The following is an 11,854-nucleotide window of genomic DNA, read 5'->3' on the forward strand; positions in this document are numbered from 1 at the left end:
TGGCTGCACTCATTCACCCCAGTCACCGTTTTTATAAACATACGGTTATCTATGTTCCCTGGGGATGAATTCCCTTGCCGCCGCGATGCAACTTGAAATCCATTGCGTATATGAAATTTGAGACTCCATAGCATAGCTGATAAGGGACTGGCGCAACAACTCTTGTTAAAGCCGGAATGCTGAAAATTATTTATTTTTGAGGAAATTTAAGGTCGGCGGCCACGTAGCCATCCGCCGACGAAGAAGATTAGTGCAGAATTTTTGCCAGAAAATCCCGGGCGCGTTCTGATTTTGGATGAGCGAAGAAATCTTCTTTTTTACTGTCTTCGACAATTTTTCCTTCATCCATGAAAATAACCCGATGTGCCACTTTTTTGGCAAATCCCATTTCATGGGTTACGACCATCATGGTCATGCCTTCATTTGCCAGTTCAACCATTACGTCCAGCACTTCATTGATCATTTCAGGATCGAGTGCAGAAGTGGGCTCATCAAACAACATGGCGATAGGATCCATACAAAGTGCGCGGGCGATGGCGACACGTTGTTGCTGACCACCAGAAAGTTGTGAAGGGAATTTATCGGCATGACTCGACAGCCCTACCCGCTCCAACAGTTTCAGGGCCTTTTCGGTGGCCGCATGCTTATCGCGCTTTAGTACTTTAACTTGCGCCAAAGTCAGATTCTCGATGATAGAGAGGTGAGGGAACAGCTCGAAATGTTGGAATACCATTCCTACCTTAGAGCGCAATTGTGCCAAATTTGTGCTCTTGTCATTGACTTTTATGTCATTTACCAGAATTTCACCCTGTTGGACAGGCTCAAGGCCATTGACTGTTTTTATCAATGTAGACTTGCCGGATCCAGAAGGCCCACAGACAACAACTACTTCGCCTTTTTTGACTTCAGTCGAGCAGTCGGTCAGAACCTGAAATTGACCATACCACTTGGATACATTTTTCAGGGAAATCATCAAACAGTCCTTTTCTTCAAATAGTTAACCAGCATAGACGCGGCAAAACTAATCACAAAATAAACAAGGCCAGCAAACAGAACCATCTCAACCTGAGTACCGTCACGCTCGCCAATATTTGTTGCTGTCCGGAAAAAATCCGCCAGACTCAGCACATATACTAAAGATGTATCTTGGAATAATACTATACCCTGTGTCAGCAACAATGGTGTCATTGCCCGGAATGCTTGTGGCAGGATTATCAAACGCATACTTTGCATATGCGTCATACCCAGTGCCAGTGAAGCAGATGATTGACCACGGGAAATGCTCTGAATGCCAGCCCGAATGATTTCGGAATAATAAGCGGCTTCAAAGAGTGAAAACGCCACCATTGCGGAAATTAAACGAATGTCGGTCTTGGGGGATATGCCTAGAATGTTTTGTAATAAGTTAGGCACGATGAGGTAAAACCACAGCAATACCATCACCAAAGGGACTGAGCGGAAGAGGTTGACATACAGGGCAGCAAACCAGCTCAATACCTTGAGGGATGAGAGGCGCATCATCGCCAGCACTGTCCCCCAGAGGATCCCAATGACAATGGCGATACCCGTGATTTTAAGCGTGACTACCAATCCATTCAGGAGAAAGGGCAGGCTAGGAATTATCGAACTCCAGTCAAACTGATACATCTTTATCGTCCTCCCATATTGCCCGGCAAACGCAGTTTTTTCTCAAGCAGGGTCATAGCTAACATGATAACGAGATTGATACCCACATAAGCCAATGTGATTGCGGTGAATGACTCATAGGCGTGTGCTGAATAATCCAGCAATTTTCCTGCTTGGGCGGCCATGTCAACCAGACCAATGGTGGAAGCAATGGCGGAGTTTTTGACCAAGTTGAGCATTTCTGAGGTCATTGGGGGAATAATCACGCGGTAAGCGTTTGGCAACAGAATATAACGATAGGTTTGTGGTAAGGTTAATCCCATCGCCAATCCTGCGGCTTTTTGTCCTCTGGGGAGTGATTGTATTGCTGCACGAACCTGTTCACAGACGCGGGCAGCAGTGAATAATCCCAGACAGATGACCGAGGAGACAAAAAACTGAATATTGGGGTCCAGCTCCATTTTGAACCAATTACTTATGTCCTTGGGCAAAAATTCGGGAACCACCAGATACCATGTAAAAAACTGGACGATGAGAGGGACGTTGCGAAATAATTCAACATAGCAGGCGCCAAGCCCAGAAAGAAACCTATTCGGGACAGTCCGCAATATACCAAACAGCGAGCCGACAACAAGTGCGATGAGCCAAGCACAGATGGAAAGCGCAACTGTTACTTCAAATCCAGAAATTATCCACCCCAAATAGGTGGTATTACCAAAAGGGGCTGCTTGTAAAAAGATGCCCCAATTCCAATCAACAGACATAACCGTGCTCCCTGAAATGGGGTTGGCTATAACGCCTAAAAACGATCCATTCGTTGTTATTCATTAAGTCAAAAAATGAGTTAAAAAAATGAGGTAGGGAACGACTACCTCATACCCGTAACGCCAATAAAATTAGAGTGTTCAGTTTGTTGCTTAATCCAAAGCTTTATCGTTTGGTGATTTGAACAACGCTTTCATTTCATCTGACATGGAGAAGTTCAGGTTCAGATTCTTAGGTGGAATCGGCTCCTTGAACCAATGATCAAACATTTTTTCTGCTTCACCGGAGGTTTGTACTTTTACGATGGTGTCATCAATCAGTTTTTTGAATTGGGGATCATCTTTACGCAGCATACAACCGTATGCTTCTTGTGATTGTGGTTTGCCTACAATGATCCACTGATCGGGTTTCTTCGCTTTTGCGCGTTCTCCTGCAAGTAATGCGTCATCCATCATAAAGGCCACGGCGCGTCCTGATTCCAGCGTGCGGAATGAATCCCCATGATCTTTTGCGCTGATGATGCGCATTTTCATGTTTTTCTCATCATTGAGTTTATTGAGCAGAACCTCGGAAGTTGTACCTGAAGTGACGACAACATTTTTTCCGGCCAGATCATCAAATCCTTTGACGCCAGAATCTTTATTGGTCAACAGGCGAGTTCCGACAGAAAAAATAGTATTGGAGAATGCCGCTTGTTTTTGACGTTCAAGGTTATTTGTGGTTGAACCGCACTCAAAGTCGAACGTACCATTTTGTAATAAGGGAATGCGATTTTGAGAGGTAATGGGGATCAACTTGACTTGCAGGTTAGGCATGTCCAGTTTTTTCTTGACGGCATCAACAATCAGATTGGAATAATCTTGAGAATAACCAACAACGTTTTGTTGATTGTCATAGTAAGAGAATGGTACTGACGATTCTCTATGACCAACAACAATGACGCCATTGTCTTTAACTTTTTTTAATGTTCCAGTTAACTCCTCAGCATGGGCAGCTCCTACCGCGCTAAGCAACATCATTGTTAACATCAACTTACGCATATACAGCTCCTTTCTTTGGGTATTTTTTACGAAATCGGATTTGCTTGTAATTATTTATGTTTCTAAGCTTATAGCTCACACTATCCCAGTTATAGAAACGTTTTCTTAAACACTAATGTTTATACACTGTGAAAAAATAATTCATTATGTTGATTTTTTGAAACAACAATGTTTCAGTTTCGCGACCTGTATCGCACTATAAATAAACAATTCCATTTATATGAGGTCAAAAGGGCGCAATATCGAACTCTGTTCACAGTTCGAGCTTTTTAGCTGCTTATTTTGCGTTTTTACGTTATTGCGATTTTATATTCTGAAATATTTGATTTTTATTGATATCAGATGCAACTGTCGTCGTCGCAGAGGGGAGTGTTTCTGTAAGGTGTATAAAAGATATGCAATGTGAAAAAGTAAAAAGATACGAAAGAATAAATCCAATCAGGGCATTTTAATTATGTCCTGATTGGATGAAATAGTGCCCTTCAACAGGTACAAGAACATGACAAGTTAAATTCTATGCCAGTCAAATTCTATTGCGTTTTCTTATAAAAGCAAAAATGAGAAACAGTACTGTCGCTCCCCATATCGGCCAATTACCAAAACGGAAATAAGGTGTTACCCCGGTGGCTGGAGTCACTTTGGCTGCCAAGACTTGCCGGGTAAATTGCGGAATTTCAGCTTGGATTGTGCCATCAGGTTTAATGACTGCCGTGATGCCGTTATTGGTTCCCCTCAGTAAAGGGCGGCCTAATTCCAGAGCGCGCATCCGGGCCATTTGGAAATGCTGCCATGGGCCAATGGAGCGCCCGAACCAGGCATCATTCGAAATGGTGAGTAAAAATTCCGTGTCTGGCTTGAAATTATCGCGCACCTGTTCACCCAAAATAATTTCATAGCAGATAGCCGCAGTAATATTGTGCCCGGCAACCGAAAGTTGAGGCTGAATATAATTACCGCGACTCATAGATGACATCGGCAGGTTAAAAAAAGGAGCCAACGGGCGAAGTATTGATTCCAGCGGCACAAATTCGCCAAATGGCACAAGATGATGTTTATCGTAGCGGATAAGGTCTGGGTATTGATAAGGCGTTTGCTCACCCAGCACGATAATGCTGTTATAAAACTGATAACCTTCCAGCGTCGGTCGGGCATCGACAATACCGGTAATCAGGCTGGTATGGTGTTGTCTCAGTAAGGTATCCAGTTTGGCGAGGAAATCTTTCTGATTGTATTCATAATCGGGAATGGCCGATTCTGGCCAGATGATGATCGGTGCCTTACCAATAAAAGGCCGGCTGTTGTCCAGATAGATGTCCAGCGTTGTGCTAAGGACCGAGGGGTCCCATTTTAGGGATTGAGGAATATTGCCTTGAACCAAGGCGATATCCGTCGTTTTTTCCGGCTCTAGTGTATACCAATGGTAGTGTTGCATTGGCCACGGCAACAGGAGCAGGGCAACGGCGAGAATGGCCGATGAAATTTTCTTCTGAGATACGGCAAAAACCAGTAGACCACTGATCATCATCAGCAGGAAGGTAATCCCTTCTACACCCAATATAGGGGCTACAGTTTTCATCGGGCCGTCAATTTGGCTATAGCCGAATTGTAACCATGGGAATCCGGTTAATACCCAGCCACGCAAGAATTCAGTCAATTGCCATAAGGCGGGGCTGGCAATCACTAGCCTGTTAATATTGGCGGACGGGAAAAAACGATTGAGTAAGCCAGCAAATAGCGCGGGATAAAGAGCAAGATAGGCAGATAGCAGGATGACCAAAAAAATGTTAACGGCGGTTGGCATTCCCCCGAAGCCAGCAATGCTGACATAAACCCAATTTGTCCCACTGCCAAATAGCCCAAGCCCCCAACACAAGCCAATGATGAAAGCCTGACGGGATGTTCTGTTTAAGGTCAGGATTTGCAGGCCAAACAGAGAAACAAGTGCAGCAGGCCAGAAATCAAAAGGTGAAAAAGCCAGCGTTCCACTGGCTCCGAATAAAAGTGCCAGCAAGGCACGTAGCCGCTGGCAACTTGTCAATGATGCTTTGTTCATCCAAATCCTATTATTGTTTATCTAGACTAGGAACTTCAGCGTCATCCGGTATTTTTACATGAACCTGAATGATTTTACGGCTATCAGACATTGCCACTTTGAAAAGGTAGCCATCAATAGCAATGGATTCTCCGCGGGAAGGCAGATGACCAAATGCCTGCATGACTAACCCACCAATAGTATCAACTTCTTCATCGCTGAAACTGGTACCAAAAGTATCGTTGAAATCCTCAATTTGGGTCAATGCCCGCACTGAATAAGAGTGACGGCTTAATGTACGAATATCGTTATCTTCATCATCATCGTATTCGTCCTCTATTTCACCCACAATCAGTTCAAGAATATCCTCGATTGTGACCAGCCCGGAAACTCCGCCAAATTCGTCGATAACAATCGCCATATGATAGCGTTGTGAACGAAATTCTTTCAGCAGACGGTCAACACGTTTACTTTCCGGCACTACAACAGCCTGACGAAGCACTTTATCAATGCTGAAAGGTTCTGTGTTGGTTCGCATGAATGGCAGGAGATCTTTTGCCATCAATATACCTTCAATATGATCTTTATCTTCACTGATCACAGGAAAGCGCGAATGGGCCGAGTCGATAATAACATCCAGACATTCGTCCAGAGATTGATTGCGTTTTAAGGTAACGATCTGTGAGCGTGGGATCATAATGTCACGCACGCGTTGATCAGCAATATCCATCACACCTTCGAGCATCTCTCGGGTATCTGGGTCAATAAGGTCGTTCTGCTCAGAATCACGGATCAGTTCAACCAAATCATCACGGTTTTTCGGTTCACCGTGAAAAAGCTGATTAAGAAGCGCAAAGAAGCCTTTCTTAGGGCCAGGGCTATCGTTACTTGAAGGATGGTCGTCGCTCATGGCGTTTTAATTAAAATTCCCCATATAAAATCATAGACTGTAATGTTTAACATAAAATTGTCAGCAGTGGTTATTCTTTTTCTATCAGATACGGATCAGGATAACCCATTTTTTGTAAGATCTCCGTTTCCAGAGACTCCATTTCTTCTGCTTCATCATCTTCTATATGGTCATAACCAAGAAGATGGAGGCTACCGTGAACAACCATATGCGCCCAGTGTTCTTCGACGGTTTTTTGTTGCTCTTCTGACTCTTTTTCAACAACCTGGCGGCAGATGATTAAATCACCGAGCAAAGGTAATTCGACTTCAGGTGGTGCTTCAAATGGAAAGGATAGCACATTAGTGGGCTTATCTTTCCCGCGATAAGTGAGGTTTAAATCGTGGCTTTCTGCCTCATCGACTAAACGAATTGTCACTTCACTTTCTGCCTGAAATTGTGGCAAAACACCTTCCAGCCAGCGCTGGAAAAGGGCTTCTTCAGGAAGCCCTTCTGGATTTTCACATGCAACTTGCAAATCTAATATGACTGAACTCATTGTGCTTCCTGTCTGCGTTTTTCATTTAGAGCTTGTTTACGCGCTTGTTCTGCGGCTTCCCATTCTTCATAGGCGATAACCACTCTTGCAACGACCGGATGGCGGACAACATCTTCACTATGCAAGAAGTTAAAGCTCAATTCATCTACATCAGACAGCACTTCGATGGCGTGACTCAGACCTGATTTCTGACCTCTTGGCAGGTCAATCTGGGTGACATCACCGGTAATGACCGCTTGGGAATTAAAGCCAATGCGGGTCAAAAACATTTTCATCTGTTCGATGGTGGTATTTTGGCTTTCATCGAGAATGATAAAGGCATCGTTGAGCGTACGTCCACGCATATAAGCCAATGGAGCCACTTCAATGACGTTTCTTTCGATAAGCTTCTCAACTTTTTCGAAACCCAACATTTCAAATAAGGCATCGTAAAGCGGGCGTAAGTAAGGATCGACTTTCTGGCTTAAATCACCTGGCAGGAAACCCAATTTTTCACCCGCTTCAACGGCGGGGCGAGTCAGCAAAATGCGGCGTATTTCCTGACGTTCCAGTGCATCAACAGCGGCAGCAACGGCTAAATAGGTTTTCCCGGTTCCCGCAGGCCCGATACCGAATGTGATATCGTGAGTGAGGATATTGGCAATGTATTGGGCCTGATTCGGGGTGCGGGGTTTAATAACCCCCCGTTTGGTTTTGATATTCACGGCCTTGCCATACTCAGGCACACTTTCTGCTGCTTGCTCCAGTACGCGGCTTTCAGTGATGGATAAATGAACCTGTTCTGGTTCAATATCAGGTATCACTCCGCGTACAGGCGCTGTTTCGACATAAAGGTGACGCAGAATTCCAGTAGCTGCGCTAACACACAATGGTTTGCCTACCAGTTTGAAACGATTGTCGCGGCGGTTAATTTCTATCCCCAAGCGACGCTCAAGTTGTTTCAAGTTATCATCAAGCGGTCCACACAGACTCATTAGACGTTCATTGTCCGCAGGTTCCAGAAAGATTTCTTGTGTTGCTACTTGTGGGTTTATTTGTGTCACTGATTATCTCTATATTAGGGCCGATTAAGGCTGATAAAATCCAACGCCGATTTCATCTTCCTTGCGGGTACGGGCAATGACTGATTCAGGTGACTCATGGATACGCAGATCCATTTCATCTTCAGTACGGATAACCTTGCCACGCAGGGAATTAGCGTATACGTCAACAATTTCGACATCAACGAATTTACCAATCATGTCCGGTGTACCTTCAAAATTAACCACGCGGTTATTTTCAGTACGGCCAGAAAGCTCCATGATATTTTTACGGGACGGGCCTTCAACTAAGATGCGCTGGATGCTGCCAAGCATTGCACGGCTGAAGCTCATAGCCTGTTGATTAATACGTTGCTGCAATAAGTATAGGCGTTGTTTTTTCTCTTCTTCATCTACATCATCCGGTAAATCTGCTGCAGGAGTTCCCGGACGTGCCGAATAAATAAAGCTGAAGCTCATGTCAAAGTTGACATCAGCAATAAGCTTCATGGTTTTTTCGAAATCTTCCTGAGTTTCTCCCGGGAAGCCGATGATGAAATCCGAACTAATCAGAATACCTGGGCGGGCCTTGCGTAAGCGACGGATAATCCCTTTATATTCCAAAGCGGTATGGGCACGTTTCATCAGCGTCAGAATACGGTCAGAACCACTCTGGACAGGCAAGTGCAGGTAGCTGACCAATTCCGGGGTATCTTCGTAAACAGCGATAATATCGTCTGTGAATTCAATTGGGTGGCTGGTGGTAAAGCGAACTCGGTCAATGCCGTCAATAGCGGCAACCAGACGCAACAGCTCCGCGAATGTACAGATATCCCCATCAAACGTTTCGCCACGGTAAGCATTCACGTTTTGACCCAGTAAATTAACTTCACGTACGCCTTGTGCAGCCAGTTGAGCTATTTCAAACAAAATATCGTCACAAGGACGGCTGACTTCTTCCCCACGAGTGTAAGGTACAACACAGAATGTGCAGTATTTATTACAGCCTTCCATGATAGAAACGAATGCGGTTGGGCCATCGGCGCGAGGCTCTGGCAGGCGGTCGAATTTTTCTATTTCAGGGAAACTGATATCAACGACCGGGCTGTGGGTGCCTTTTACATGATTAATCATTTCAGGCAGGCGGTGCAGGGTTTGCGGCCCGAAAATAATATCAACGCTAGGTGCGCGCTGGCGGATGTAATCTCCTTCCTGAGAAGCAACACAGCCACCTACGCCAATAATGATTTCTGGATTTTTATCTTTCAAACCTTTCCAGCGGCCAAGTTGGTGAAAGACTTTTTCCTGAGCTTTTTCACGGATTGAACAAGTATTCAAGAGTAAGATATCTGCTTCTTCGGCGACATCGGTTAACTGATAACCGTGAGTGGTTTCCAGTAGGTCGGCCATCTTGGATGAATCGTATTCATTCATCTGACAGCCCCAAGTTTTGATGTACAGTTTTTTTATCGTCGACATTTTGTGTATCCGGTGTTTCCAGTGGAATGATGCATCAACACTGAAAAGCGCAACATATTGCACATAGTGTATTTAGCATAATATTGTCGGCTATTGTAGTCATTTGAGGCACCAGTGACCAGACTGTAACACCGGATATTCACAGCCGGAAAGTGAAAATTCCGGTAAACTATTTTAATCAATAAGTTAATGGCATGATGAATATGAATAATCCACAACAGAAATTCGATATCGTTGTCGTGGGCGCAGGCATGATTGGCGCCGCGATAGCGTTGGGATTGGCACAGGAAGGTTGGCGAGTTGCCTTGTTGGAGCATCAGTCTCCTGCACCTTACGATGCGGGCAGTGAGCCGGATGTTCGTATATCTGCAATTAGCTGTGCTTCTGTTGATTTATTGAAACAATTGGGCGTGTGGAAAAATGTGCAACAGATGCGCAGCGCTCCTTATCGGAAATTGGAAACGTGGGAACAAAACGATTCTAATGTTATTTTCGATGCTGAAAGCCTGGGATTGCCGGAATTAGGGTATATGCTTGAAAACCGTGTCTTGCAATTGGCATTGTGGCAAGAAATCCCTCGCTATCCAAATTTGACGCTATTTTGCCCTGCAACATTGCAGTCTATGCAGCGTCAACATCAGAATAAAACATGGCTGGTAACACTGGCAGATGGTACTGAAATTGATACGCGCTTGATTATTGGCGCGGACGGTGCGCGTTCCCAAGTTCGTCAATTGGCAGGCATTGGCAGTAAGGGATGGCAGTATCGGCAATCGTGCATGCTGATAACAGTCAAGACTGACCAGCCCCAACAAGATACAACATGGCAACAATTTTTCCCGTCTGGCCCCAGAGCGTTCTTGCCGTTGTTTGATCAATGGGCTTCATTGGTTTGGTACGATTCTCCTGCCCGCATTCGCCAATTGCAGGCAATGACAATGCCTCAACTTGAGCAGGAGATTTTTCAGGCATTTCCTGCCCGCCTCGGTAAAGTCACACCAATCGCTGCAGGTTCATTCCCATTGGCTCGCCATCATGCCAACCGCTATGTACAAGAAGGGCTGGTTTTGTTGGGAGATGCTGCGCATACCATAAACCCTTTGGCGGGGCAGGGAGTAAATTTAGGTTATCGGGATGTGGATGTTTTACTCAAAGTATTAACTGATGCCAGGGAATTGCTGGAAGAGTGGGATTCTCTGGCGGTCTTGCAGCGTTACCAGCGCCGTAGAATGCCGGATAATTTGGTGATGCAGGCGGGAATGGATCTTTTCCATACGGCGTTCAGTAATGATTTGCCGGGCTTGAAAACAGTACGAAATTTAGCGTTGATGGCAGCACAGCGCTCAGGCGCAATGAAAAACCTTGCACTGAAATATGCTCTGGGATTGTGATTGATTACTTCTATTATCAGGCAACAATTTTGTTTATGAATGGATGAGTATCATTCGGAATAATTAGCCCCTTATGGGGCTAATTTTGTTGGTTTGATAAGAATATTTGCGGGAATCCCAAACATATTATGTAGATTTCGGATCATAGGTAATGTCAAGTTACGCTTACGATTGAGAATTTCATAAACACGATTGGACTTACCAATGGCGGGTTCCAAATCTTTAACTGTTAATCCTGATTGCTCCATTTTGTATTTAATCGCTTCAATAGGATCTGGTGGATCAATTGGGTAATGTTCCGCTTCATAAGCTTCTATTAGCAGCACCATAATTTCCATATAATCAAATTCAGAAGTTCCAATTTCAGGTTGATTTTCAAACAGTGGTGCAATGGTTTTTAACGCATTTTGATAATCTTGCTCTGTTCTAATGGGTTTAATGTTCATTCTTCACTCCGGTTCAATGGTGTTGGCATCTATTGCATCGTACTGTTTGTGTGTGCCAATGAATTTAACATACACCCAGCCTGCGGGATAAAAGATAGAAACTATAAGCCGATAGTCGTTTCCTTTAATATTGAATACCACGCGGTTATTTTTCAAGATGCTTGCATTGCGGTATTGTGCTTTAATTTCAGCAGGTGTTTTCCAAGAAGCTTTTTTAGCTCCGTCAAACCATGCTTTCAATGGTTGTTCTGCATCAGGGTATTTCTCCCAAAATGCTTTCAATGATGCAACGGATATTATTTTCATAAGCCCATGCTAGTCCCGTATTGGGACTAATGCAAGCGATAGTATGATTTTTGCACCATTACATTTAATTAAGGATAATTGTCTTGGCGGTTATCTTATAAATGGGATTATTGGTGATTGAAAAGTATGGGGGAGTTGGGAGATCGCCGTCAATAATGGCGCGTTTTTATAGTAGGAAAAACAAAAAAAACCACCCTTTGGTGGCCTTATACATCATCTATTTTTCTAGAACTTGGCTGGGGTACCAGGATTCGAACCTGGGAATGCCGGAATCAGAATCCGGTGCCTTACCGCTTGGCGAT

At 44.3% G+C, this 11,854-nt stretch carries 12 protein-coding genes; 1 reads left to right on the forward strand and 11 read right to left on the reverse strand.

The genetic code is table 11. From position 1 onward, the window contains the following. Nucleotides 1–247: 247 nt before the first annotated feature. The 9 genes from FE392_RS15945 to miaB form a co-directional block, all read right to left on the reverse strand. On the reverse strand, nt 248–973 hold the full coding sequence (locus FE392_RS15945) for an amino acid ABC transporter ATP-binding protein (RefSeq protein ID WP_319931199.1): 726 nt from the start codon (nt 971–973) through the stop codon (nt 248–250). Next, nucleotides 973–1,647, reverse strand: coding sequence for a glutamate/aspartate ABC transporter permease GltK (gltK, locus tag FE392_RS15950; protein ID WP_319931200.1), 675 nt, complete (start codon nt 1,645–1,647; stop codon nt 973–975). Before gltK ends, FE392_RS15945 begins: the two co-directional genes overlap by 1 nt. Before the next feature lie 2 nt (nt 1,648–1,649). Next, complete coding sequence (locus tag FE392_RS15955) at nt 1,650–2,390, reverse strand: amino acid ABC transporter permease (RefSeq protein ID WP_319931201.1); 741 nt, start codon at nt 2,388–2,390, stop codon at nt 1,650–1,652. Between the two features lie 153 nt (nt 2,391–2,543). Further along, nucleotides 2,544–3,431 (reverse strand): amino acid ABC transporter substrate-binding protein, encoded by an 888-nt coding sequence (locus FE392_RS15960; RefSeq protein WP_439153499.1) that lies wholly within the window; start codon nt 3,429–3,431, stop codon nt 2,544–2,546. 523 nt (nt 3,432–3,954) lie between these two features. After that, nucleotides 3,955–5,484, reverse strand: coding sequence for an apolipoprotein N-acyltransferase (gene lnt, locus FE392_RS15965; protein WP_319931202.1), 1,530 nt, complete (start codon nt 5,482–5,484; stop codon nt 3,955–3,957). A gap of 10 nt (nt 5,485–5,494) precedes the next feature. Then, nucleotides 5,495–6,373 (reverse strand): CNNM family magnesium/cobalt transport protein CorC, encoded by an 879-nt coding sequence (gene corC, locus FE392_RS15970; RefSeq protein WP_319931203.1) that lies wholly within the window; start codon nt 6,371–6,373, stop codon nt 5,495–5,497. 70 nt (nt 6,374–6,443) lie between these two features. Further along, nucleotides 6,444–6,911, reverse strand: a complete 468-nt coding sequence (gene ybeY, locus FE392_RS15975; RefSeq protein WP_319931204.1) for an rRNA maturation RNase YbeY — start codon at nt 6,909–6,911, stop codon at nt 6,444–6,446. Further along, on the reverse strand, nt 6,908–7,885 hold the full coding sequence (locus FE392_RS15980; RefSeq protein ID WP_439153501.1) for a PhoH family protein: 978 nt from the start codon (nt 7,883–7,885) through the stop codon (nt 6,908–6,910). Before FE392_RS15980 ends, ybeY begins: the two co-directional genes overlap by 4 nt. 93 nt (nt 7,886–7,978) lie before the next feature. Then, the gene (miaB, locus tag FE392_RS15985; protein ID WP_319931206.1) at nt 7,979–9,409 is read right to left on the reverse strand and encodes a tRNA (N6-isopentenyl adenosine(37)-C2)-methylthiotransferase MiaB; all 1,431 of its coding nucleotides are present in this window, start codon (nt 9,407–9,409) and stop codon (nt 7,979–7,981) included. Between the two features lie 194 nt (nt 9,410–9,603). On the opposite strand from miaB, the gene ubiF reads away from it, so the two are divergent. Continuing rightward, nucleotides 9,604–10,800: a 3-demethoxyubiquinol 3-hydroxylase gene (gene ubiF / locus FE392_RS15990; protein WP_439153500.1), complete on the forward strand. Its 1,197-nt coding sequence runs from the start codon at nt 9,604–9,606 to the stop codon at nt 10,798–10,800. A 71-nt stretch (nt 10,801–10,871) separates the two neighbouring features. Here the strand turns inward: ubiF and FE392_RS15995 are convergent, their stop codons facing one another. Together FE392_RS15995 and FE392_RS16000 are read right to left on the reverse strand one after the other, a co-directional pair. Beyond that, entirely contained in the window at nt 10,872–11,246 is a 375-nt protein-coding gene (locus FE392_RS15995; protein ID WP_319931207.1) for a helix-turn-helix domain-containing protein, read from the reverse strand. A 3-nt stretch (nt 11,247–11,249) separates the two neighbouring features. Then, entirely contained in the window at nt 11,250–11,552 is a 303-nt protein-coding gene (locus FE392_RS16000) for a type II toxin-antitoxin system HigB family toxin (protein ID WP_319931208.1), read from the reverse strand. Between the last annotated feature and the right edge of the window lie 302 nt (nt 11,553–11,854).

Source organism: Xenorhabdus santafensis (assembly GCF_033949405.1).
Lineage (GTDB): Bacteria > Pseudomonadota > Gammaproteobacteria > Enterobacterales > Enterobacteriaceae > Xenorhabdus > Xenorhabdus santafensis.

Bases quoted from the DNA above. Each gene is read 5' to 3' on its own strand.
- FE392_RS15945 (WP_319931199.1), bottom strand. From the start codon at position 973: ATGATTTCCCTGAAAAATGTATCCAAGTGGTATGGTCAATTTCAGGTT.
- gltK (WP_319931200.1), bottom strand. From the start codon at position 1,647: ATGTATCAGTTTGACTGGAGTTCGATAATTCCTAGCCTGCCCTTTCTC.
- FE392_RS15955 (WP_319931201.1), bottom strand. From the start codon at position 2,390: ATGTCTGTTGATTGGAATTGGGGCATCTTTTTACAAGCAGCCCCTTTT.
- FE392_RS15960 (WP_439153499.1), bottom strand. From the start codon at position 3,431: ATGCGTAAGTTGATGTTAACAATGATGTTGCTTAGCGCGGTAGGAGCT.
- lnt (WP_319931202.1), bottom strand. From the start codon at position 5,484: ATGAACAAAGCATCATTGACAAGTTGCCAGCGGCTACGTGCCTTGCTG.
- corC (WP_319931203.1), bottom strand. From the start codon at position 6,373: ATGAGCGACGACCATCCTTCAAGTAACGATAGCCCTGGCCCTAAGAAA.
- ybeY (WP_319931204.1), bottom strand. From the start codon at position 6,911: ATGAGTTCAGTCATATTAGATTTGCAAGTTGCATGTGAAAATCCAGAA.
- FE392_RS15980 (WP_439153501.1), bottom strand. From the start codon at position 7,885: ATGAGTCTGTGTGGACCGCTTGATGATAACTTGAAACAACTTGAGCGT.
- miaB (WP_319931206.1), bottom strand. From the start codon at position 9,409: ATGTCGACGATAAAAAAACTGTACATCAAAACTTGGGGCTGTCAGATG.
- ubiF (WP_439153500.1), top strand. From the start codon at position 9,604: ATGATGAATATGAATAATCCACAACAGAAATTCGATATCGTTGTCGTG.
- FE392_RS15995 (WP_319931207.1), bottom strand. From the start codon at position 11,246: ATGAACATTAAACCCATTAGAACAGAGCAAGATTATCAAAATGCGTTA.
- FE392_RS16000 (WP_319931208.1), bottom strand. From the start codon at position 11,552: ATGAAAATAATATCCGTTGCATCATTGAAAGCATTTTGGGAGAAATAC.